This is a genomic window from Massilia cellulosiltytica (assembly GCF_047325105.1).
Taxonomy (GTDB): Bacteria; Pseudomonadota; Gammaproteobacteria; order Burkholderiales; family Burkholderiaceae_D; genus Telluria; species Telluria orientalis.
The window spans coordinates 1362084-1385076 of the sequence record NZ_CP168562.1; the positions used below are offsets into that span (position 1 = coordinate 1362084).

Sequence of the window (22993 nt, forward strand, 5' to 3'; positions counted from 1 at the left end):
ACATAACAAATCAAATCAACGGAGACTTCATTGAAATATCGTCATATCGCCGGTGCCGGCGCGTGCGCGCTCGCCCTGTTTGCCACCTGCGCGCAGGCGCAATCGTTCGTTAAAGTCTACGGCGTCGCCGACGCCGGCATCGTGCTGGACCGCGGCGGCGCCGCCGGTTCGTCGCAGAACATCGGCAGTGGCGTGGCGTCCGGCTCGCGGCTGGGCTTCAAGGGCAAGGAAGATCTCGGCGACGGCCTGAGCGCCGTCTTCGTGGTGGAAAACGGCTACAACATCGACACCGGCAAGGCGGCGCAGGGCGGCCTGCTGTTCGGCCGCCAGGCGTACGTGGGCCTGTCCGGCGCGGCCGGCACGATCAGCCTGGGCCGCCAGTACGCGCCGTACTACAAGGTCATGCGCGACATCGCCGACCCGTTCTGCACGGGCCTCGCCGGCAATGCGCAGAACATCCTCCCCGGACTCGGCCGGGTCGACAACTCGGTCGAGTACCAGTCGCCGAAGTGGAACGGCCTGTCCGCCGATGTGCTGTACGGCGCGGGCGAAGTGGCCGGCGACGCCGCGAAGAACCGTACTGTCGACGCGTCGGCCACGTACGAAGCGGGTCCGCTGACGCTGGCGTTGACGCATCACCGGCAGAACCATGCGACGGGCGCCGCGCACGAGCGCAACACGATGCTGGTGGGCCGCTACCGCTTCGGCACCGTGACGGCGCACGCAGCCTTCGCGCGCAACCGCGACGTGCTGGGCCACGCCAGCCGCGACGCGCTGCTGGGCGCGGCCGTGCAGGCCGGCGCCGCGGGCAGGGTGCTCGCGTCCGTGATCGTCCACCACGACGATTCCGGCCGCGGTGCAAACGCGCGCCAGGCCGCGATCGGCTACGAGTACAGCCTGTCGCGCCGCACCGACCTGTACGCGGCGTATGGCCATATCGTCAACCGCGGCGGCGCCGCGTACACGGTCGGCGACGCCACGAACGCCGGTACCGGCACCACGGGCATCAACCTGGGCGTGCGTCATGTGTTTTAATCGCACAACGTAAACATTCCAGGACCGCCATGCCCGCAGCCGCACCCACCGTCAACCCGCAGCAGACCGGCCGCTGGCCGCGGCGGCTGGGGCTGTCGCTCATGCTGCTGCTGGTGTGCGCGGCGCTGGCGGCCGTGGCGTACCGCTATGCCGAGGATGCCGCGATCGACCGGCTGCGGCTGTCCGGCGCGCAGCGCCTGGACACGTACGCGGCCGGCCTCGAACACCTGCTGTCCAAGTACGATTTCCTGCCCGGCACGTTCGAACTGAACAAGGACGTCATCGCGCTGCTGCGCCAGCCGGGCGACGAGGCGTTGCGCCGGGACGTGAACATCTACCTGGAGCGCGTCAACCGGCTGGCCGGGTCGACCAGCATCTACATCGTCAATCTGAAGGGCGTGACGCAGGCGGCCAGCAACTGGCGCGCGCCCGACAGCTACGTCGGCGACTACATCGCGTTCCGGCCCTATATCCGCGAGGCCCTGCGGGGCATGCCGGGCGGCTTTTACGGGGTCGGCACGACCCGCGGCGAGCCCGGCTATTACTTTGCCCGCGGCATTTATCACGAGGGCCGCATGCTGGGCGTGGCGACCGTCAAGGTCAACATCGAGAGCCTGGAGGCGAGTTGGGCGGAAGCCGGCGGCAAGGCCTTGCTCACCGATGCGCATGGTGTCGTGTTCCTGAGTTCGGTGCCCGAATGGAAATACCGGACGCTTGCGCCGCTGACGCCGGCCGCGCGGCAGGAACTGGAACAGTCGCGCCAGTATTTCTCGCATGCGCTCACGCCGCTGGGCCTGCGCGAGGTGCGCGCGCTCGACGCCCGCGCGCGCATCGTCGCCGGACCGCCGCCGGCCACCGGGCCGATGCTGAGCCAGTCGCGCGGGCTGGTGAAGCGCAACTGGCAGATGGTGTACCTGTCCGACCTCGCGCCGGCCCGCGCGAGCGCCCGCGCGGCGGCGCTGCTGACGGTGCTGTCGGAAGCGCTGGCGGTCATGCTCGTGCTGTATGCGCGCCAGCGCCACCGCCTCGGCCGGCAGCGCCAGCGGGCGCGCGAGGATCTGCAGCGCGCGTACGACCAGCTGGAACACCTGGTGGCCGACCGCACCGCGAGCCTGGAGCAGATCACGCGCGAGCTGCGCGACGAGAACGCCGTGCGGCGCCAGGCCGAAGAGCAGTTGCGCAAGGCGCAGAGCGAATTGGTCCAGGCGGGCAAGATGGCCGTGCTCGGGCAGCTCTCCGCCGGCATCACGCATGAACTGAACCAGCCGCTGACGGCGCTGCGCACGATGGCGGACAATGCCCGCGTGCTGATCGAGCGCGGCCGGCACGCCGACGCCTCCGCGAACCTCACGACCATCTCGCAACTGGTCGAGCGCATGGGCCAACTGACCGGGCAGCTGCGCCAGTTCGCGCGCAAGTCCGACACGCGGCCGAGCGCCGTGCCGGTGGCGGATGCCGTCACCGCGGCGCTGTTCCTCGTCGAGCGCCGCATCGCGCAGGAACGTGTAGGATTCCGCATGGCGACTCATCCGCGCGACCTGTACGCGCTGTGCGACAGCAACCGGCTGCAGCAAGTCCTCGTCAACCTGTTCGGCAATGCGCTCGATGCGATGGAGATGGCGGGAAGTCATCCGCGCCAGCTCGTCGTCGAAGCGGGGCGCGAGGGGGCGCGCGTCCTGATCTCCGTGACGGACAGCGGTCCCGGCATCCCGGAGGACGTCCGCGCGCACCTGTTCGAACCCTTCTTTACCACCAAGCCGCAGGGCAAAGGACTGGGCCTCGGGCTCGCGATCTCCGAGCAGATCGTGCGCGAGTCCGGCGGCCGGCTGCGGGCCGAGTCGCCGCCCGAGGGCGGCGCCCGGTTCATCATCGATCTGCCCCGGGCGGAGTAGGAGACAACCATGTACGAATCCATGAAAGTGCTGCTCGTCGAAGACGACGCCATCGTCCGCGCGGGCAGCGCGCAGGCGCTCGATCTCGCCGGCTTCCAGGTCGAGGCGTTCGACGCCGCCGAGCCGGCGCTGGCGCAGATAAAGCCCGGCTTCGCGGGCGTCGTCGTCAGCGACGTGCGCCTGCCCGGCATGGGCGGCATCGAGCTGATGGCCGCCGTCAAGGCCATCGATGCGCAGCTGCCGGTGATCCTTGTGACGGGCCACGGCGACATCTCGATGGCCGTCGGCGCGATGCGCGGCGGCGCCTACGATTTCATCCCGAAGCCGTATTCGTCGGAACAGCTGGTCGAGGCGGTGCAGCGCGCGCTGGAGACGCGGCGCCTGATCCTGGAAGTCGAGACGCTGCGCCACCGCATCGCGAACGGCGAGGGCATCGAGGCGATGCTGCTGGGCGATTCGGCCCCGATGCGCGACCTGCGCCGCCTGATCCTGGACCTGGCCGACGAATCGGCCGACGTGCTGATCTACGGCGAGACGGGCACCGGCAAGGAGATGGTGGCGCGCTGCCTGCACCAGTTCAGCCGCCGCCGCGCGCATCATTTCGTCGCCCTGAATTGCGGCGCGATCCCGGAAAACATCTTCGAGAGCGAAGTGTTCGGCCACGAACCGGGCGCGTTCACAGGCGCGACCAAGCGCCAGGTCGGCAAGATCGAGCATGCCGACAAGGGCTCGCTGTTCCTCGACGAGATCGAAAGCCTGCCGCTGTCGCTGCAGGTCAAGCTGCTGCGCGTGCTGCAGGAACGCTACGTCGAGCGGCTCGGTTCCAACCACCCGGTGCCGGTGGACGTGCGCGTGATCGCCGCGTCCAAGGTCGACCTGAAGGAATGGTCGGACCAGCAGAAATTCCGCAGCGACCTGTACTACCGCCTGAACCTGATCGTGCTGAACCTGCCGCCGCTGCGCGAGCGGCGCGAGGACATCCCGTTGTTGTTCGAACACTTCATGCTGGGCGCGGCGGCCCGCTACAAGCGCGCCGCGCCCACGGTGCCGGGGCCGCTGATGCAATCGCTGATGGCGCACGACTGGCCCGGCAACGTGCGCGAGCTGCGCAACATCGCGGAGCGCTTCGTGCTGGGCCTGTCCAGCGGCGCCGACGGCCTGCTGACCGCGCGCACGGCGGCGCCGGTGCCGCTCGCGGACCAGGTGGGCGCGTTCGAGCGCGCCGTCATCGAACAGGAGTTACGCAGGGCGGCGGGAAGCGTCGTCGACGTCGCCGCGGCGCTCGGGGTGCCCAAGCAAACGCTGTACTACAAGATGCAGAAATACGCGCTTACGCCGGACGACTACCGCTAGATTAAAGTTGACCGTCGTTCCCGCGAAGGCGCACTAGTGTCCGGAATATTGTTTTCAAAAACCGTCAGAAATAGCAGCGTCATTCCCGCGCAAGCGGGAATCCATACTGAGTATGCTGACTACGTTCTTCATTTCCACCTCGTTGGCTACAAAGAGTCGACTTCGAGCAGTCAGCATGGGTTCCCGCTTTCGCGGGAAGTCGTTTCCGGCAATGCCGGGAACGACGGTTTTTCCTATGGCGGGCCTATTTTCGACGGTAAAAATTATTCCGGACAGCAGTGCACGCAGGCGGGGATCCAATCTTGCTTGCGTCTCGTCTGCGCATGAAACTTGGGTCCCCGCCTGCGCGGGGACGACGTACTTGCGTTACCGGCCTAACGGAAACGTCACGCTGACCTTCAATCCGCGTCCGCTTTCCGCTCGGTCCAGCGCCAGCGTCGCCCCATGCACCGTGGCGATGTCGCGCACGATGGCGAGCCCCAGCCCCGTGCCGCCCGGATTGCTCTCCAGCGTCGCCTGCGCCCGGTAGAAGGGCATGAACACCTTGTCGTATTCGGCCGGATCGAGTCCCGGCCCGCTGTCCTGCACGTCGAGCACGACGACGCCGATCAGCCGCCGCACGCGCAGCAGCACGGTGCCGCCCGGCGGCGTGTAGCGGATCGCGTTGTCGACCAGGTTGCTCGCCAGTTCGTGCAGCAGCAGCGCCTGGCCGTCGATGGTCGTGGCGCCGTCGTCTTCCGCCTCCAGCGCCAGGTCGATGCCTTTCTGGACGGCCGGCAGCGCCAGTTCCAGTCCGACCTGGCGCGCCACCTCGGACAACGCCACCGGCGCCAGTGCCGCGTTCGCGCCGCCGTGCTCGATGCGCGCGAGCGTCAACAGGCGGTTCGCGAGGTGAACGGTCGAATCGGTCGTCGCCGCGATCGAGCGCACGATGGCCTGCATCGCGGCCGGGTCGTTTTCGCGCAGCGCCAGCTCGGCCTGTGTCTTGAGCACCGTCAGCGGCGTGCGCAACTGGTGCGAAGCGTCGGCGATGAAGCGGCGCTGGCTCGCGATCAGGTTCTGCATGCGCGCCATCGTCCCGTTCATCGCGGCGACCAGCGGCCGCACTTCGCGGTGCACGAGGGCTTCGTCGACGTCGGACAGGTCGGAGATCGCGCGCGTCTCCACGACCTGCTTCAGCTGCATCAGCGGCTGCAGCACGAGGCGCACGGCGAACCACACGAGCGTCGCCACGGCCAGCACGAGCAGCGCCTGGCGCAGCAGGGTGTTGAGCAGGATGCGCCGCGACAGCGCGCGCCGTGCGTCCAGCGTCTCGCCGACCTGGATCAGCGCGATGCCGCGCATGGAATCGTCGTACACGGGCTGCAGCAGGGCGGCGATGCGCACCGGCTCGCCGTTGTAGTCGGCGTGGTAGAAACGCACGAGGGCCGGATACAGTTCCGAGCGGGGCGTGTCCTTCGGGACGGGCGGCAGGTCGTCGTAGCCGGACACCGTCTCGCCGTGCAGCCCGCCCACGCGGTAGTAGATGCGGCCGAGGGTATCGGTCTCGAAGCTGTCCAGCGCCACGTAGGGCACGTCCGCCACGACCTTGCCGTCGCGGACGGACACGCGCTCCGCGAGCGCGCGCGTGGATGCGAGCAGGGAACGGTCGTAGGCGATGTCGGCGGCGTCGAGCGCGTCGCGGTACAGCGAGACGGCGTTGGCCGCCACGAGGATCACGAGCGGCACGATCAGCCAGCGCAGCAGCTGGCCGCGCAGGCTGCCCAGCTTCGTCGTCGCCGCCGGCAGGAACCGCATGCTCAGGACGCGGCCGGCGGCCGTTCCTGCAGCAGGTAGCCGATGCCGCGCAGGGTGGCGATGGCGGCGCCGCCGTCCGGCCGCTTGTCCAGTTTCTTGCGTACGCGGTGGATGTACAGTTCGATGGCGTCGAGGTTGGCGTCGTCGTCCAGCGCGAACACTTCGTCGAACAGCTTTTCCTTCGAGACGGCGCGGCCGGGGCGCGAGATCAGCGCTTCCAGCACGGCGTGCTCGCGCGGCGTCAGCGCCAGCGGCTCGCCGCAGTAGGCGAACATGCGCGATACCGTGTCGAAGCTGAGCTGCCCGCACGTGTGCACCAGCGCCTCGTTGCCGACGCTCCGGCGCAGCAGCGCCTTCACGCGCGCTTCCAGTTCGGCGAGTTCGAACGGCTTGGCGAGGTAATCGTCCGCGCCCAGGTTCAGGCCCTGCACCCGTTCTTCCAGGCCGCCGCGCGCCGTCAGGATCATCACGGGCGTGCGCCCGCGCGTGCCGCCGCGCGCCCGCAGGCGGCGCAGCACTTCCAGGCCGTCCATGCGGGGCAGGGTCAGGTCCAGGATCACGAGCGCGTAGTCCTGGGTGTGCAGCAGCGCGTCGGCGTCGGCGCCGGTGGCCGCGCATTCGACGGTGAGATTGGCGTCGCGCAGGGCTTTGGATACCCAGTGCGACAGCTCGACGTGGTCTTCGACTAACAGGATTCGCATCGCGCCAGTGTAAGCGACGATCAGCTTCGTGTCTCCATCCCTAAGTGATTTCCACAACACCCGACATTGAAAGGTTCAGTGAAAGCTGATTGAAAGGTTGGCGGACCTATCCTTGGTCTCACGAAGCGGCACACGACCGCCTTGATGACAACAACGGAGACAATATGAAGAAATCGGCCCTCGCGCTCGCCGTCCTGGCAGCGCTTTCCCTGAACGCATCCGCCCAGACCAATGTCCAGGTCTACGGCATCATGGATGCCGGCGTCGAATACGTGAACCACGCAACCGCCAACGACGGCAGCCAGGTGCGCGTCGTCTCGGGCGGCAAGAACACGTCGCGCTGGGGCTTCCGCGGCAGCGAAGACCTGGGCGGCGGCCTGAAAGCCGTCTTCAACCTGGAAGGCGGCGTCATGCTCGACACCGGCGCCCAGGACGGCAACCTGTTCAAGCGCCAGGCCAACGTCGGCCTCGAAGGCGGCTTCGGCCGCGTGATCATCGGTCGCTCGTTCACGACGACCTACGACCTGGTCATCAAGTTCGACCCGATGGGCTTCGCGCCCAACTATTCGTGGGCGACGTCGAGCAACGCCACCGGCCCGTCGAAGTACGGCATGACGACGGCGTTTGACAACCTGATCAAGTACACCGGCACCACGGGCGGCTTCACCTACGGCGCCACCGTCGGCATGGGCGAGCAGGCCGGCAGCGCGGCCGATGGCCGCAAGTACGCCGTCGGCGGTTCCTGGTTCGGCGGCCCCGTCGGCCTGATGGCGTCGTACGAACAAATCAACGGCAACACGCTCGCCGCCACCGGCGACCGCGACAAGACGACGGCCTTCCATCTGGGCGCCCTGTACAAGGCGGGTCCGATGACCTACCAGGCCGGCATGCGCGGCTACAAGCTCCAGTCGGGCAAGGCCGCCACGCCGGACGTGCGCGGCGACACCTACTGGGCCGGCGCCACCTGGGCGGCCTACCCGTGGACCCTGACGGGCGCCGTCTACCACGTCAACACGAAGAATCTGCCGTCCGCGAAGGACGCGGATCCGACGATGCTCGTGGGGCGTGCCATGTACTCGCTGTCCAAGCGCGTCTGGCTGTACGCATCGGTGGCGCATGCCAAGGCCGACCACGGCCAGCTCGTGGGCCTGTCGCGCGACGATCCGGGCTTCGGATCGACGCAGACCGGCGTCACCACCGGCATCCAGTACCGGTTCTGACCGACCCCTGGCCGCAACATCATGAAGCGCGCCATCTCGATCCTTGCCGCCGCGGCACTGTCCGCGGCAGCGGCGGCGGCCAGCGCCAACGCCGAATGCGTGGTGCCGTCCAAACCGGGCGGCGCCATGGACCTGACCTGCAAGCTGGCCCAGAAGGCCTTGCCGGACGCGAAGCTGAAACTGGCCTACCTGCCCGGCGGGATCGGCGCCGTCGCGTGGCACACCCTCGTGTCGCAGCGGCGCGCCGAGCCTGACACGCTCGTCGCGTTCTCGGGCGGTTCGCTGCTGAATCTCGCCGAAGGAAAATTCGGCAAGGCGCTTGCCGCCGACGTGCGCTGGGTCGCGGCGCTGGGCGTCGACTACGGCATGATCGCGGTGCGTTCCGACGCGCCGTGGCACAGCCTGGACGAGCTGATGGACGCGATCCGCAAGAATCCGCAGCAGGTCCTGATCGGCGTGTCCGGCACCATCGGCAGCCAGGACTGGATGAAGGTCGCGCTGCTGGCGCGCCGCGCCGGCATCGAACCGCGGCGCCTGCGCTTCGTCGCGCTGGAAGGCGGCGGCGAGACGTTCACGGCGATGAGCGCGAACTATGTGCAGGTGATTTCGGGCGACGCATCGGAAGCGGTGCTGTATGCCGGCCCGGGCAAGGTGCGCGTGCTGGCCGTGCTGGCCGAGAAGCGCCTGGCCGGCGTGCTGGCGTCCGTGCCGACGGCGCGCGAGCAGGGCTACGACATCGTGTGGCCCGTGATCCGCGGCGTGTGGATGGGCCCCGGCGTGCCGGATGCCGACTACCGCCGCTGGGTCGACGCCTTCGCCCGCGTGCAGGCCACTCCCGATTTCGCGGCTTTGCGCAGCCAGGCCGGCCTGTACCCGTTCTCGCTCACGGGCGACGCGCTCACGCGCTGGGTCAAGCAGGCCATCAACGATTACAACCGACAGGCCAGGGAATTCAACCTGGTCCGCGAGCACTGACAACAACACCCCAGGAGACAACCATGAATTTCAAGAAGACCGCATTTGCCACTTCCTTTGCAGCTGCCGTTTTCGCCTTCGCCGCACCGGTGCAGGCCCAGGCCCCGGCAGGCTACCCGGCCGGCTACCAGCAACTGATCGACGCCGCGAAGAAGGAAGGCAAGCTGGTGATCTACGGCGCCACCGACAGCAAGGCCGCCGAACCGCTGATCTCCGATTTCAAGACGATGTACCCGGGCATCACGGTCGAGTACAACGACATGAACTCGACCGAAGTCTACAACCGCTTCTTCTCCGAGAACGCGGCCGGCGGCGACACGGCCGACGTGCTGTGGTCCTCGGCGATGGACCTGCAGATGAAGCTGGCCGCGGGCGGCTATGCGCTGCCCTATAAATCGGTCGAAGCCGCGAAGATCCCCGGCTGGGCCGTCTGGAAGGACATGGCCTACGGCACCACGTTCGAGCCGGCCGCCTTCGTCTACAACAAGCGCCTGCTGAAGCCCGAGGAAGTCCCGCAGACGCACGCCGATTTCGTGCGCATCATCCAGCAGCCGAAATTCGAGGACAAGGTCACCACCTACGACATCGAGAAATCCGGCGTCGGCTTCATGTTCATGACGCAGGACGCGCGCGCCTACCCGCAATACAAGCAGCTGGAACAGGCGTTCGGCGCGGCCAGGGTGCGCGTGCAGTCGTCGACCGGCACCATGCTGGAGCGGATCTCGTCGGGCGAAAACCTGATCGGCTACAACGTGATGGGTTCCTACGCGCTCGTGCGCGCCAAGAACGATCCGTCGCTGGGCGTCGTGCTGCCGAAGGACTACACCCTGATCATCTCGCGCGTCCAGTTCATCAACAAGATGTCCAAGCACCCGAACGCGTCGAAGCTGTGGATCGACTACATGCTGTCGCACCGCGGCCAGACCGTCATCGCCAATGCCTCCAAGCTGTACGCGATCCGCGCCGACGTCACCGGCGAAACGACGTCCACTGACCTGATCAAGATGGTCGGCGAGAAGAACATCAGGCCGCTGCCGGTCAGCCCGGCCGTCGGGGAATACCTGGATCCGGCGCTGCGCCTGGCGTTCCTGAAAGAGTGGAAAGCCACTGCCGGCAAGAAGTAAGCCTTCAAGCCGTCATCCCCGCGAAAGCGGGGATCCATACTGAGCCGACCAGGATGCTCAGCATGGGTTCCCGCGTGCGCGGGAACGACGGAGTTGACTGGTTCCATATCGATCGGACACTCCCATGCCTACTTCAACCATGCCACTGGAATCCAAGGGCGCCGACGCCGGCAGTCTGCCGGCCGTGCGCGCGCCGCGCTTCAACTGGACGCGCGGCATCGTCGTGCTGCTCACCTGCGTGGCCATCTTCCTGCCGCTGTACCTCATCTTCTACCAGAGCTTCCTGACGGCGCCGTTCTTCATGCCCGACAAGATGCTCGGCCTGGACGCGTACCGCTTCATCTTCGATGACCCCGACTTCTGGCTCGCCTTCAAGAACGGCCTCATTCTGGCCGGCGGCCTTGCCGCCATCGCCGTGCCGCTGGGCGGCATGCTCGCCTTCCTGATGGTCCGCACCGACCTGCCGGGCCGCGGCATCGTCGCGCCGCTGCTGCTCGTGCCGATCTTCGTGTCGCCGATGGTGATGGGCTTCGGCTACGTCGTCGCCATGGGCCCCGTCGGCTTCTATTCGACGTGGGCGCACGACCTGCTGGGCTTTGTGCCGTGGAACGTGTACTCGTTCACGAGCATCGTCGTCATCGCCGGCCTCACGCACGTGCCGCACGTGTACCTGTACGCCTCGTCCGCGCTGAAGAGCCTCGGCTCCGACGTGGAGGAAGCGGCGCGCGTCTCGGGCGCGTCGCCGTGGCAGGTGATGTTCAACGTGTCGCTGCCGATGATCATGCCGGCCCTCGCGTATGCGGGCGTGCTCGTGTTCTTCCTCGGCTTCGAAGTGTTCGGCCTCGTGCTCGTGCTGGGCGACCCGGAAGGCCACCTCGTGCTGGCGACTTACCTGTACAAGCTGACGAACAAACTGGGCACGCCGTCGTACCACCTGATGGCCGCCGTCGCCGTCTGCCTCGTCGCCGTGACGATGCCGCTCGTGATGCTGCAACGCTGGCTCCTGAAGTCGGCCAACAAATACGTGTCCATCAAGGGCAAGGGCGCGCGCCAGAAACCGCTCGCGCTGGGCAAGTGGAAGTGGGTCGCCTTCGCCGTACTGGGCACGTGGATCGCCGTCACCATCGTGCTGCCGCTGACCGGCATCGTGCTGCGCTCGTTCGTCCAGTACTGGGGCGAGGGCGTGAAACTGGCCGACGTGCTCACCCTGCAGCACTTCCGCGACATCTTCGAGCAGCCGTCGCTCGTGCGCGGCATCGTCAACACGATCCTGATCGGCGTGATCGGCGGCGCGCTGGCCGTGGCCTGCTACACCGCGATCGCGCTTGCCATGCACCGCAAGAACGACGGCGTCACGCGCCTGCTGGACTACAGCGTCCTCGTGCCGCGCGCGGTGCCGGGCCTGCTGGCCGGCCTGTCGTTCCTGTGGGTGTTCCTGTTCGTGCCGAGCTGGCTGGACGGCATCCTGCACGGCATGGACAACGGCGTGGCCGCCTGGCTGTCGGAGCACGTCATCCCGGCACTGCGCCAGCTGCGCTCGACGATCTTCGCGCTGTGGCTCGCGTACTCCGTCGTGTGGCTCGCCTATGGCATGCGCCTCGTGTCGACGTCGCTGCTGCAGGTGGGCCCGGAACTGGAAGAGGCGGCACGCGCCGTGGGCGCCAGCCGCGGCCGCGTGACTCGCGACGTGACGCTCCCGCTGATCAAGTTCGGCATGCTGGGCGCCTGGCTGATGGTGTTCCTGATCTTCGAACGCGAATACTCGACGGGCGTGTACCTGCTGTCGCCCGGCACCGAGGTGATCGGCGCGATGCTCGTGTCGCTGTGGGCCGGCGGCTCGACGGACCTTGTGGCCGCGCTCTCGTTCATCAACATCACGCTCGTGGCCATCGGCCTCGGTATCGCGCTGCGTTTCGGCGTGAAGCTTCATAACTAATAGAATCGCGAGACAAACATCATGAACGTTTTGACCGTCAACGACCTGCACCTCGACTACGGCCATGGCGCCACCGCCAACCCGATCCTGAAGGGCGTGTCGATGCATCTGCAGCGCGGCGAAGTGGTGGCGCTGCTGGGCCCCTCGGGCAGCGGCAAGACCACGCTGCTGCGCGCCGTGGCCGGCCTGGAAAGCCCGAAAGCGGGTACGATCGACATCGGCGAGCGCCGCGTGTACGACGGCAGTAAAAAGCTCGAACTGCCGGCGGAAGCGCGCAACCTGGGCCTCGTGTTCCAGTCGTATGCGCTGTGGCCGCACAAGACCGTGTTCGACAACGTCGCCTACGGCCTCAAGCTGCGCAAGCTCGCCGCGCGCGACATCGAACCGAAGGTGCGCGAAGTGCTCGCGCAACTGGGCCTCGGCCACCTGGGCGAACGCTTCCCGCACCAGCTCTCCGGCGGCCAGCAGCAGCGCGTGGCGATCGCCCGCGCGCTCGTCTACAACCCGCCGGTGATCCTGCTCGACGAACCGCTGTCGAACCTGGACGCCAAGCTGCGCGAGGAAGCCCGTGCGTTCCTGCGCGAGCTGATCGTGCGCCTGGGCCTGTCGGCACTGATGGTCACGCACGACCAGGCCGAGGCAATGGCGATCTCGGACCGCATCCTCCTGCTCAACAACGGCAAGATCGAGCAGCAGGGTACGCCGCAATCGATGTACGAAGCGCCGGACACGCTGTTCACCGCGGAGTTCATGGGCAGTAACAACCGCCTGCCGGCGCGCGTCGTGGCGCGCAGCGGCGGCGCGGCCCGCCTGCAGGTGGAAGGCATGGCGCTGAACGCGACGGCGCGCGGCAGCGGCGCCTCGGATCCGGACGTGGAAGCGTCGGCGCTGATCCGCGTGGAAGAAGTGCGCATCGGCCGCACGCCCGTCGACAACGGCATTCAGCTGCCGCTGTCCACCTGCATGTACCTGGGCGACCGGTGGGAATGCCTGTTCAAGCACGGTAATTCGAGCGTGCGCGCGTACTCCAAGCACCGCGTCGATCCGGGCCAGTACTGGCTCGAAATGCCGGCCGAGAAGCTCTGGGTGTTCTGATCAGGACGTTCCTCCCCGCGCTGGCGCTGGCCTTCACGGCGGCACAGCTGTGCATCTTGCTCGATACGCCGCTGCCGTGGATGATCGGCCCGCTGTTCTCGACGGCGATCGCGTGCATGCTGGGCGCGCGCCTCTCGGCCCCCGTGCAGGCGCGCGAGGCGGGGCAGTGGGCCATCGGTAGCGCGCTGGGCCTGTACTTCAGCGCGCCCGTGCTGGCGGTGCTGGCGCGGCACCTCGGCTGGATCCTGCTGGCCGTCTCCTTCGCGATCTGTCTCGGCATGGCCGGCGGCGCGCTGCTGCGCCGGCTGTCCGGCACCGACGACGCGACGGCCTTCTTCGCGATGGCCGTCGGCGGCGCCTCCGAGATGGCCGTGCAGGCGGAGCGCCACGGCGCCGTCGTCGAACGTGTGGCGGCCGCGCACAGCCTGCGCATCATGATGGTCGTCGGCACCATTCCATTCGCCGTGCGCTGGTTCGCGGCCCACGGCTGGGGCAACGGCCTCGATGCGTTCGTGCCGCTCGCCGGCCGGGTCGATGCGGCCGGCCTGTGCGTGCTCATCGCCGTCACCAGCTGCGCCGCGCTGGCGCTGAAACGCCTGCGCGTGCCGAACGCCTGGGTGATCGGCCCGCTGGTCGTGGCGCTGATGCTGACGGCGGCGGGCGTGCAGCTGTCGCGTCTACCCGAGTGGATGATCCGCACGGGCCAGCTGTTCATCGGCGTCTCGCTCGGCACGCGGTTCACGCCCGCGTTCGTGCACACGGCGCCGCGCTTCCTCGCCAGCGTGGCGGCGTGCACGGCGGTCACGTTGCTGCTGGCGGGCCTGTTCGCGTTCTGCGTGGCGGCCGTGACGGGCCTGCATCCGGGGACGATGGTGCTGGCCACGTCGCCCGGCGGCATCGCCGAGATGGCGCTGACGGCGCGCGTGCTGCACCTGGGCGTGCCCGTCGTGACGGCATTCCACGTCGCGCGCATGGTGGTCGTCGTGCTGGGGATAGCGCCGCTGTACCGGGTGTGGATGCGGGTCGGGTGACGCCGAACGCGCCTTGGCGCTGGCCTGGTTGCATATCCAGTCGCTTCGGGTAGCGGATTGCGCGACCATTGATTCACGCCCAGCAACATTGTGTGTTCAACGTGCCGGTTGTGTTGTAGATTGTCGCATCCCCGACATCCGCATCGTTGAACATGAGCCACCCGAACCACACCAGCCAGTTTGCCCTGCTGACCCAGCGCCGCTTCGGTCCGTTTTTCTGGACCCAGTTCCTGGGCGCCTTCAACGACAACCTGTTCAAGACGGCGCTGCTCGTCGTGCTGACCTATGACGCGCTGGCGTGGACGACGCTGCCCGCCGCGCTGCTGAACAACCTGATCCCGGGCCTGTTCATCCTCCCGTACGTCGTGTTCTCCGCCACCGCCGGCCAGATCGCGGACAAGGTCGAGAAGGGCCGGCTGGCGCGCTTCGTCAAGCTGCTCGAAATCGGCATCATGGCCATTGCCGCCATCGGCTGGCTCACGCACAACCTGTGGCTGCTCGTCGCCGCGGTCGTCGGCATGGGCGTCCATTCGACGCTGTTCGGCCCCGTGAAATACGCCTACCTGCCGCAGCACCTGAAGCCGGAAGAACTCGTGGGCGGCAACGGCGTCATCGAAATGGGCACGTTCGTCGGCATCCTGCTGGGCGAAGTGATGGGCGCGATCCTGGCCGGCCACGGCGCCGCCGGGGTGCACTTCGTCGCGTTCGGGACGCTGGCCGTCGCCGTGCTGGGTCTCGCCACGAGCTGGCGCATCCCGGCGTCGCCGGCGCCCGCGCCGGGCCTCAAGATCAGCGCGAACTTCGTCGCCGAATCCGTGCGCAACCTGGCGTTCTCGAAACGGAACCGCACCGTGTTCCTGTCGATGCTGGGGAACTCGTGGTTCTGGTTCTACGGCGCGCTCGTGCTGTCGCAATTCCCACTGTACGCGAAGGAGTACCTGCACGGCGACCACAGCGTGTTCGTGCTGCTGCTGACCATCTTCTCGCTGGGGATCGGCGCCGGCTCGCTGCTGTGCGAAAAACTCTCCGGCCGCAAGGTCGAGATCGGCCTCGTGCCGTTCGGCGCCATCGGCCTGTCGCTGTTCGGCATCGACCTGTATTTCGCGAGCCTCGGCTACACCAACACGGCTCCCGTCGATTTCGTCGGCGTGCTGGCGCAGCACGGCACGCTGCGCATCCTGGCCGACATCCTGCTGCTGGGCGTGTTCGGCGGCTTCTTCATCGTGCCGCTGTTCGCGCTGATCCAGACGCGCTGCGACCCGGCGCACGTCTCGCGCACCATCGCCGGCATGAACATCCTGAATGCGCTGTTCATGGTGGCGTCGGCCGGCGTCGCGGTGTTCCTGATCGGCCGCGGCTTCAGCATCCCCGAGATGTTCCTGACGACCGCGCTGCTGAATGCCGTCGTCGCCATCTATATCTTCTCGCTCGTGCCGGAATTCCTAATGCGCTTCCTGGCCTGGCTGCTGATCCACACGATCCACCGCGTGTCGACGGTGGACGTCGAGCGCATCCCGGAACAGGGCGCCGCGGTCCTCGTCTGCAACCACGTCAGCTACGTCGACGCCATCGTCATCCTGGCCGCGAGCCCGCGCCCGATCCGCTTCGTGATGGACCACCGCATTTTTAAAATGCCGCTGCTGGGCTTCATTTTCCGCACCGGCAAGGCGATCCCGATCGCGCCGGCGCACGAGAACCCGTGGCTGATGGAAAAGGCCTTCGTCGACGTCGCCCAGGCGCTGCACGAAGGGGAACTCGTGTGCATCTTCCCGGAGGGGAAACTGACGCGCACGGGCGAGATGAACGCATTCCGCGGCGGCATCGCCAAGATCGTCGCGCGCAGCCAGGTGCCCGTGATCCCGATGGCGCTGCGCGGGCTGTGGGGCAGCGTGTTTTCGCGCGATCCGTCCAACGTGTTCGAGCGCTCTTTCGCGCGCGGGCTGCGCTCGAAGCTGTCGCTGGCCGTCGGGCGGCCGGTACCGCCGCAGCAGGTGACGCCGGAGGGGTTGTACGAGGAAGTGCTGGCGTTACGGGGGGATTGGAAGTAAGTTTCGCCATGATGCCCGGTGACAAAAAGACTAGTCATCCCGCGTGCCTCTGTTATAATTCTGGACCAAGTCGGGGCGTAGCGCAGCCTGGTAGCGTACGTGCATGGGGTGCACGTGGTCGGAGGTTCGAATCCTCTCGCCCCGACCAATGAATTCAAAGAATCAGGCCAGCTTTCGAGCTGGCCTTTTTCGCTTCTAGAGGTTGCCGCACGGGAATGATCGCAGCCGATTGATGATTTCAGTATATTGATCGCCGAATATGTACATCAGCGAGCCGCCATGATCCCCCGACCCGCGCGCGCAATGACGATAGTCCAGTCCCTGGTTGGATTATTGCTGGTTCTGACCCCCGCATTACTGATCTGGCAGCACTTCGGGATGACCCGGGTCTTCGAGCTCTCGCCCCGGCAGCCCTACGGCGCGACCGTTACCGACGACCGTCACGAGAACGGCAATTCCGTCGCGTCGCTGGTGCGTGCGAACGATGCCCTCGTCATGCGCTGCGACCTGCGCGCCGGCTATGCCTGGCCGTTCTGCAAGCTGCAGTTCCACCTGGGGCAGGACGGAAAAGGCGTGGACTTCAGCCGGTTCGATTCGGTCACGTTCGACATGCGTTATTCGGGAGAGTCGGGCAGGAAAATCAGGCTGCACCTGACGAACTTCGAGCCGGAATTTTCCACCGTCGGCGACTGGAATTCGCAGCGGTACAACTCGGTCGAATTCGACGCGCCGGCGCAGGCCACGTTCACGATTCCCGTCAACGTCGTGCGCACTGCCGACTGGTGGGTCACGGCGCACAACGTCCCGCTTGAGAAAACGTATACCCGGCTCGATAACGTCACGGCGGTGGAAATCTCGACGGGATCGGTGCCGTCCGGCCAGTCGATCACGATCGAAGTGCGGTCCATCCAGTTTCGCGGCAAATGGATATCGGACACCACGCTGCTGACCTGGCTGGTGGGCGCGTGGATCGGGTGCGGCCTGCTCGGGCTATCGCTGAGCCTCTTGCACGTCCGCTCCAGCCTGTCCGCCAGCAATGCGCGCGTGGAGATGCTGGATGCGATCAACAAGGCGCTGCAACTGGAAGCACGCGACCTGGCCAGCCAGGCCCACACCGACCCGCTGACCGGCGCATTGAACCGCCAGGGCCTCAGGGAGGTGCTGATGAGACGCTTGCACGTCGCCGGCCACGTCGACGAAGAAATGGCGATCGTCTTCATGGATCTCGACCATTTCAAGCGGATCAACGATCAACATGGCCACGACGCCGGTGACGAGGTGTTGCGGCGCTTCGCCGCGGTCATCCGGGCCGAAGTCCGGGCTAGCGACAAGCTGGTGCGCTGGGGCGGAGAGGAATTCCTGCTCCTGTGCCCGGAAACCGACGTGGCGCATGCCATGACGATGCTGGACAAGCTGCGTGCGGCGTTCGCGACGCAGGACTGGCCGCACGGGTTGCGCATCACGTCATCCTTCGGCCTGACGTCGCTGAAGCCGGAAGAAGACATCGGGGCGGCGATCAAACGGGCGGACGGGGCGTTGTATCGCGCGAAAGCGAACGGCCGCAACCGGGTGGAAATCGCCTGACTTTGTTTTCCCATCTGTAGCATTTTTTCAACCTCACCCACCGAACTGATCAATGTTCGTAGTAAAATTTCATAACATTGCATTTTTTGCCGTGCCACGCTGTGTATAAAGGCTGGTATATACAAGGTATCTGCCCGCCAACGCTGGTTATCTGGTGCGTGTTCTGTAAATTATTTACATTTTGGAGAGCTGAATGAGCGTTGAAGAGGCACGGAACTTCAAGGAAGAGTTGCTGGGGCGGGATATCCGCCAGCTCGGCCGCATGCTGGGGGAAACGATCCGGGCCCAGGAGGGTAACGGGGTGTTCGACCGCATCGAGTCGGTCCGCAAGAGCTGCATCGGTTTCCGGCGCGACGAGGACGGCAGCGCGCACGAGGAACTGGCGGCGATCCTCGCAGACATCTCGGCCGACGAGAAGACCCAGCTGATCCGCGCCTTCACGTATTTCTCGCTGCTGGCCAACATCGCCGAAGACCAGCACCACATCCGCCGCAGCCGCGCGCACCTGTCCGCCGGCTCGGCGCCGAAGAAGGGCAGCATCGCGCACGCCGTCGACGGCGTGTTCGCCGCCGGCCGCATGGACGACCTGCGCGCCTTCTTCGACGACGCGCACGTGAGCCCCGTCTTCACCGCGCACCCGACCGAGGTGCAGCGCAAGAGTGTCCTCAACTGCCAGATGGCGATCGCGCGCCTGATCGGCGAACGTGACCGCACGCAGCTGACGCCCGACGAGGAGCAGGACAACGATGAAGCGCTCGCGCGCGCGATCCTGACGTTGTGGCAGACGCGCCTGCTGCGTCCCACCAAGCTGTCGGTGCTGGACGAAGTGGAGAACGGCCTGTCCTTCTTCGACTACACGATGTTCAGGAGCGTGCCGCGCCTGTACTGCGCCCTCGAGGACACGCTGGCGCAGAAGGATGCCGGCTGGGCCGACACGGAGCTGCCGTCGTTCATGAAAGTGGGCAGCTGGATCGGCGGCGACCGCGACGGCAACCCGTTCGTCACGGCCGACATCCTGCACGCGACACTCCGGGCACAAGCGACCCGCGCGCTCGATTTCTACCTGCCGGAAGTGCACACGCTGGCATCGCAACTGTCGCAGGCGCAGTCCCTGTGCGGCAGCACGGAAGCCTTGCACCGCATCGCCGAGCGCACGCCCGACCAGTCGCCGCACCACCAGGACGAGCCGTACCGCCAGGCGCTGCACGGCATGCATGCGCGCCTCGTGGCGACGCGCGACTGGCTCGTCGCCGGCGCCAGTGAACCGAATGCGATGGCCTACGCCAGCGCGGCCGAACTGCTGGCCGACCTGGACGTCATCCACGAGTCGCTCGTGGCCAACGGCGCCCGCCAGCTGGCGCGCGGCCGCCTGCGCCTGCTGCGCCGCGCCGTGAAGGTGTTCGGTTTCCATCTCGCGCCCGTCGACCTGCGCCAGAACTCCGACGTCCACGAACGCGTACTCGCGGAACTGCTGACGCAGGCGCGCCCCGGCGTCGATTACCTGGCGCTGGACGAAGCCGCGCGCTGCACGCTGCTGCTGGAAGAACTGCAGTCGCCGCGCCTGCTCGTGTCGCCGTTCGAGGCGTATTCCGAAGAGACGGCGTCCGAGCTGGCGATCCTGCGCGAGACGAAACGCGCGCACCTGACGTACGGCCGCGCCGCCGTCACGAACTACATCATCTCGAAGGCGGCTTCCGTCTCCGACCTGCTGGAAGTGGCGGTGCTGCTGAAGGAGGCGGGCCTGCTGCATCCGACGCTCGGCACGCTCGACGTCAACATCATCCCGCTGTTCGAAACCATCGACGACCTGCGCGCCGGTCCCGCGATCATGGCCGCGGCGTTCGGCCTGCCGTTCTACATGCGCCTGCTGCAGTCGCGCGACCGCCTGCAGGAAGTCATGCTGGGCTACTCGGACAGCAACAAGGACGGCGGCTACGTCACGTCCGGCTGGGAGCTGCACAAGGCGGAGCTGGAACTCATCGCCGTCTTCCGCGCCCACGGCATCAAGCTGCAGCTGTTCCACGGCCGCGGCGGTTCGGTGGGCCGCGGCGGCGGACCGAGCTACGAAGCGATCCTCGCGCAGCCGCCGGGCGCCGTGCAGGGACGCATCCGCCTGACGGAGCAGGGCGAGGTCATCACCGCGAAGTACGCCAACGCCGACGTGGGCCGCCGCAATCTCGAGGTGCTCGTCGCCGCGACGATGGAAGCGACCCTGCTGTCGCATGATCAGCCGCAGCCGGACGCGGCGCAGGTGGCCGCGATGGACCGCCTGTCGACGGAAGCGCTGCGCGCCTACCGTTCGCTCGTGTACGAAACGGAAGGCTTCGAGACGTATTTCTGGGAGTCGACGGTGATCACGGAAATCGCCGCGCTGAACATCGGCAGCCGTCCGGCGTCGCGCAAGAAGTCGCGCTCGATCGAGGACCTGCGCGCGATCCCGTGGGTGTTCAGCTGGGCCCAGTGCCGCCTGATGCTGCCGGGCTGGTACGGTTTCGGCACGGCGGTGGAACGCTTCATCGCGGACGCGCCGGCCGAGCGCCTCGCGCTGCTGCGCACGATGTACAAGACGTGGCCGTTCTTCACGACGCTGCTGTCGAACATGGACATGGTGCTGGCGAAGAGCGACATCGCGATCGCGAGCCGCTACGCCGGCCTCGTGGCCGACGCGGCGCTGCGCGAGCGCATCTTCGGCGCCATCAGCGCCGAGCATGCGCGCACGGTGGAGATCCTCCGGCAGATCATGGAGCAGGACGAGCTGCTGGACGGGAACCCGCAGATGCAGCGTTCGTTGCGCAACCGCCTGCCGTACATCGATCCGCTGAACCACCTGCAGGTCGAGCTGCTGCGCCGCTACCGCGCCGGCGTCGACGACGATGCGACCCGCAATGGGCTGCACATGTCGATCAACGGCATCTCGGCAGGGCTGCGCAACAGCGGCTGATCACTCGTGATCCGTCACCCGCAGCGGCACTGCCAGCCGCTGCGCCACGTTGCGCACGTGGGCTTCCCACGCCTGCGCATCGGGAAAATCGCCGCTCTTGCTCCATCCCGCGCCCAGGTAGTGCACGAACGGCTGCCCGGGCTGCGCGGTCCCGACCAGCAGGGCGTCGCCGCCATCCACCGCGGCGCGCGTCGCCTGGCCGGGGACGATGACCGCGCACGCCGTGTGCCCGTTCGGCGCGCTCTCCGGTTCCCAGTAACTCATCCAGCTTGCGCTCGTGTCGCGCACGAGCCGGCCGTCGCCCTTGCGCTGGGCGATGCCGACGGCGACGGGCAGCGCGCCCGCCTGGTCGCTCGTGTAGCGGCTTTCGACGCGGCTGAAGTTGGCGCCGGCGTCGATCGAGATGCGCTTCGTCTCCGCGACCCGGCGTCCGCCCGCGCTCCACGCGTCGTAGCGCAGCTCGAACACGGCGCGCAGCGGCCCGTCCGAGATCACTTTCCAGCCCGCGTAGACGGATGACGGATACGCCTTGCCGTCGCGATAGACTTCCGTGCCGCCGCAGCCGCGGCCCGTGCCGACGCTGTAGTTGTCGAGGCCTTCGCCATGGTCGCTGTGGTATTCGCCGCGCTTGTACCACGTGTCCACGACCGGATGGCGCACGCGCTTGAGCCACACGTCCACGCCGCTGCCCACGTGTTCGTTCGGCACGTGCAGGATCGCGGGGCCGTAGGTGCGGTGCGCGATGCGGTCGCTCTCCCACGCGAAGTCGTCGTAGCGCTCGGGCACGTAGCGCGCATGCACCTTGACGTCGGGCGGCGCCAGCGCGGGCAGGGCGTTTGCCGGCAGCAGCAGGAAGCGGCGTTGTTCACGGGGCGCGAAGTTCGCCTGGAACAGCAGCGTGTCGCCGATGCGCTGCGTGGGCAGCAGGCGCGACGTGTCGGCTTCCATCACGGCCAGCGGTGCTTGCGAGGCATCCGGGCCGAGCGCGAGTTCGACCGTCTCGTCGGCACGGTAAAAGTCGCCCGGATTCGTCACGTGCACCGTGCGCGGCGCCGCGCGTTCGAGCACCGCCATGCGAAACGCTTCGCTCCCCGCGAGCAGGAAGGCGCCGACGCCATAGACTTCCGTCGCATCGTCCGCGAAGCCCGTGGGCGCCTGGCCGATCGGCTGTACGTGCGTGAGCTTGCCGTCCGGCTGGACGCTGGCGACGAGCGCCGACCATGCGCGCCGTACGCCCGGCTCGAACGCGGCGCGGTCCAGCAAGCCCTGGTTGATGCCCCACGCGAGCGCATACGCGAACAGCGCGGTGCCGCTCGTCTCGCGCGCCGGATAACTGCCCGGGTCGAGCAGGCTCGCGCGCCACAGGCCGTCGGCCTGCTGCAGCGCGAGCACCTTCGCGGCCATCGCGCGGAACTGCTGTTCGAAGCGGGCGCGCGCCGGGTGGTCCGCCGGGATGTATTGGAGCGTGCGCGCCAGGCCGGCCATCACCCAGCCGTTGCCGCGTGCCCAGAACACCTTGCGGCCATTGGCTTCGCGCCGCGCAAAATAATTGCTGTCGCGGTAGTACAGGTGTTCGTCCTTGTCGTACAGGTAGTCCGACGTGCGCCACCACGCGGCGACGGCGTGGTCGAGATAGCGCGCGTCGCCGGTGGCGGCCGCCAGGCGCGCCCAGGCGGGCGGTCCCATGAACAGTGCGTCGCACCACGACCAGCGGTCCTGGTTGCCGGGCGCCGTGAATTCCAGCGTGCCGTCGTGCGGCTCGGCGAGGATGGCGTCGAAGCGCGCGCGCAGCGGCGCCAGCATGGCCGGGTCGCGCAGCTGCAGGTACAGCTCCGCATATGTCTGCCCGACCACGTGGTCGTCCGCGTGATACGCGCGCGGACCGAGCTGCCAGCCATTGCGTTCGCCCATCGCGACCATCGCGTCGCGGTAGGCGTGCGTGCCGGACAGGTTGGCCAGCGCCATGAACCCGGCGTCGCCGACGCCCTGCGTCCAGTGCGTCGTCGCGTGCGCGCTCGGGTGCGCGAGCTGCCAGTCGGCGACGCGTTCCATCGTCGCCAGCACGGCGGCCGGCGTCAGTGCCTGCGCGCCGACCTGGGCGGCGGGAGGCGCATGTGTCGCGCATCCGGGGAGGAGGGGGCCGAGCAACAGCAGGGCGAGCGTGGCGTGCTTGAAGGGGATAGTCGGGATCATGGAAGGTTAACGTTTAACTAGATGTGTGGATTCTGGCTTAAAGCTGAGATAAGGTAAACGCTTTCATA

Annotated in this window: 15 protein-coding genes and 1 tRNA gene; 13 read left to right on the forward strand and 3 right to left on the reverse strand. The window is 67.3% G+C overall.

Features of this window, described 5'->3' with window-relative positions:
- Positions 1-30: 30 nt before the first annotated feature.
- Genes ACEN9H_RS06025 through ACEN9H_RS06035 form a run of 3 tightly spaced genes read left to right on the forward strand, consistent with a single transcriptional unit; the run spans position 31 to position 4280 of the window.
- Positions 31-1035 carry a porin gene (locus ACEN9H_RS06025; RefSeq protein ID WP_413674102.1) on the forward strand — a complete coding sequence of 335 codons (1005 nt, stop codon included), beginning with the start codon at positions 31-33 and terminating at the stop codon, positions 1033-1035.
- Positions 1036-1064: 29 nt separating this feature from the next.
- Entirely contained in the window at positions 1065-2927 is a 1863-nt protein-coding gene (locus ACEN9H_RS06030) for a sensor histidine kinase (protein WP_413674103.1), read from the forward strand.
- A 9-nt stretch (positions 2928-2936) separates the two neighbouring features.
- Positions 2937-4280: a sigma-54-dependent transcriptional regulator gene (locus ACEN9H_RS06035; RefSeq protein ID WP_413674104.1), complete on the forward strand. Its 1344-nt coding sequence runs from the start codon at positions 2937-2939 to the stop codon at positions 4278-4280.
- Between the two features lie 366 nt (positions 4281-4646).
- On the opposite strand, the gene ACEN9H_RS06040 is transcribed toward ACEN9H_RS06035, so the two are convergent.
- A complete protein-coding gene (locus ACEN9H_RS06040) occupies positions 4647-6077 on the reverse strand; it encodes a sensor histidine kinase (RefSeq protein WP_413674105.1) in 1431 nt (476 codons plus the stop codon).
- Between the two features lie 2 nt (positions 6078-6079).
- A complete protein-coding gene (locus ACEN9H_RS06045) occupies positions 6080-6778 on the reverse strand; it encodes a response regulator (RefSeq protein ID WP_371767537.1) in 699 nt (232 codons plus the stop codon).
- Between the two features lie 164 nt (positions 6779-6942).
- Here ACEN9H_RS06045 and ACEN9H_RS06050 point away from each other — a divergent pair, with 164 nt between their 5' ends.
- The 10 genes from ACEN9H_RS06050 (at position 6943) to ppc (ending at position 20732) form a co-directional block, all read left to right on the forward strand.
- Complete coding sequence (locus ACEN9H_RS06050) at positions 6943-7998, forward strand: porin (RefSeq protein ID WP_413674106.1); 1056 nt, start codon at positions 6943-6945, stop codon at positions 7996-7998.
- Between the two features lie 21 nt (positions 7999-8019).
- A complete protein-coding gene (locus tag ACEN9H_RS06055) occupies positions 8020-8973 on the forward strand; it encodes a tripartite tricarboxylate transporter substrate binding protein (protein ID WP_413674107.1) in 954 nt (317 codons plus the stop codon).
- Between the two features lie 23 nt (positions 8974-8996).
- Positions 8997-10097, forward strand: coding sequence for an ABC transporter substrate-binding protein (locus tag ACEN9H_RS06060; RefSeq protein ID WP_413674108.1), 1101 nt, complete (start codon positions 8997-8999; stop codon positions 10095-10097).
- A gap of 139 nt (positions 10098-10236) precedes the next feature.
- On the forward strand, positions 10237-12033 hold the full coding sequence (locus ACEN9H_RS06065) for an ABC transporter permease (protein WP_371767824.1): 1797 nt from the start codon (positions 10237-10239) through the stop codon (positions 12031-12033).
- A gap of 21 nt (positions 12034-12054) precedes the next feature.
- Positions 12055-13128 carry an ABC transporter ATP-binding protein gene (locus ACEN9H_RS06070; RefSeq protein ID WP_056136797.1) on the forward strand — a complete coding sequence of 358 codons (1074 nt, stop codon included), beginning with the start codon at positions 12055-12057 and terminating at the stop codon, positions 13126-13128.
- Between the two features lie 26 nt (positions 13129-13154).
- Positions 13155-14159, forward strand: a complete 1005-nt coding sequence (locus tag ACEN9H_RS06075) for an AbrB family transcriptional regulator (protein ID WP_413675557.1) — start codon at positions 13155-13157, stop codon at positions 14157-14159.
- 152 nt (positions 14160-14311) lie between these two features.
- The gene (locus ACEN9H_RS06080; protein ID WP_413674109.1) at positions 14312-16207 is read left to right on the forward strand and encodes an MFS transporter; all 1896 of its coding nucleotides are present in this window, start codon (positions 14312-14314) and stop codon (positions 16205-16207) included.
- 71 nt (positions 16208-16278) lie between these two features.
- Positions 16279-16355, forward strand: a tRNA-Pro gene (locus ACEN9H_RS06085).
- Between the two features lie 230 nt (positions 16356-16585).
- Positions 16586-17791, forward strand: coding sequence for a GGDEF domain-containing protein (locus tag ACEN9H_RS06090; protein ID WP_413674110.1), 1206 nt, complete (start codon positions 16586-16588; stop codon positions 17789-17791).
- Between the two features lie 193 nt (positions 17792-17984).
- Positions 17985-20732 (forward strand): phosphoenolpyruvate carboxylase, encoded by a 2748-nt coding sequence (gene ppc, locus ACEN9H_RS06095; protein WP_413674111.1) that lies wholly within the window; start codon positions 17985-17987, stop codon positions 20730-20732.
- On the opposite strand, the gene ACEN9H_RS06100 is transcribed toward ppc, so the two are convergent.
- Positions 20733-22925: a glycoside hydrolase family 88 protein gene (locus ACEN9H_RS06100; protein WP_413674112.1), complete on the reverse strand. Its 2193-nt coding sequence runs from the start codon at positions 22923-22925 to the stop codon at positions 20733-20735.
- Positions 22926-22993 lie beyond the last annotated feature (68 nt).

Excerpts from the sequence above, each read along its gene's own strand:
- ACEN9H_RS06030 (WP_413674103.1), top strand. The coding sequence starts at position 1,065 with ATGCCCGCAGCCGCACCCACCGTCAACCCGCAGCAGACCGGCCGCTGG.
- ACEN9H_RS06035 (WP_413674104.1), top strand. The coding sequence starts at position 2,937 with ATGTACGAATCCATGAAAGTGCTGCTCGTCGAAGACGACGCCATCGTC.
- ACEN9H_RS06040 (WP_413674105.1), bottom strand. The coding sequence starts at position 6,077 with ATGCGGTTCCTGCCGGCGGCGACGACGAAGCTGGGCAGCCTGCGCGGC.
- ACEN9H_RS06045 (WP_371767537.1), bottom strand. The coding sequence starts at position 6,778 with ATGCGAATCCTGTTAGTCGAAGACCACGTCGAGCTGTCGCACTGGGTA.
- ACEN9H_RS06050 (WP_413674106.1), top strand. The coding sequence starts at position 6,943 with ATGAAGAAATCGGCCCTCGCGCTCGCCGTCCTGGCAGCGCTTTCCCTG.
- ACEN9H_RS06055 (WP_413674107.1), top strand. The coding sequence starts at position 8,020 with ATGAAGCGCGCCATCTCGATCCTTGCCGCCGCGGCACTGTCCGCGGCA.
- ACEN9H_RS06060 (WP_413674108.1), top strand. The coding sequence starts at position 8,997 with ATGAATTTCAAGAAGACCGCATTTGCCACTTCCTTTGCAGCTGCCGTT.
- ACEN9H_RS06065 (WP_371767824.1), top strand. The coding sequence starts at position 10,237 with ATGCCACTGGAATCCAAGGGCGCCGACGCCGGCAGTCTGCCGGCCGTG.
- ACEN9H_RS06070 (WP_056136797.1), top strand. The coding sequence starts at position 12,055 with ATGAACGTTTTGACCGTCAACGACCTGCACCTCGACTACGGCCATGGC.
- ACEN9H_RS06080 (WP_413674109.1), top strand. The coding sequence starts at position 14,312 with ATGAGCCACCCGAACCACACCAGCCAGTTTGCCCTGCTGACCCAGCGC.
- ACEN9H_RS06090 (WP_413674110.1), top strand. The coding sequence starts at position 16,586 with ATGACCCGGGTCTTCGAGCTCTCGCCCCGGCAGCCCTACGGCGCGACC.
- ppc (WP_413674111.1), top strand. The coding sequence starts at position 17,985 with ATGAGCGTTGAAGAGGCACGGAACTTCAAGGAAGAGTTGCTGGGGCGG.
- ACEN9H_RS06100 (WP_413674112.1), bottom strand. The coding sequence starts at position 22,925 with ATGATCCCGACTATCCCCTTCAAGCACGCCACGCTCGCCCTGCTGTTG.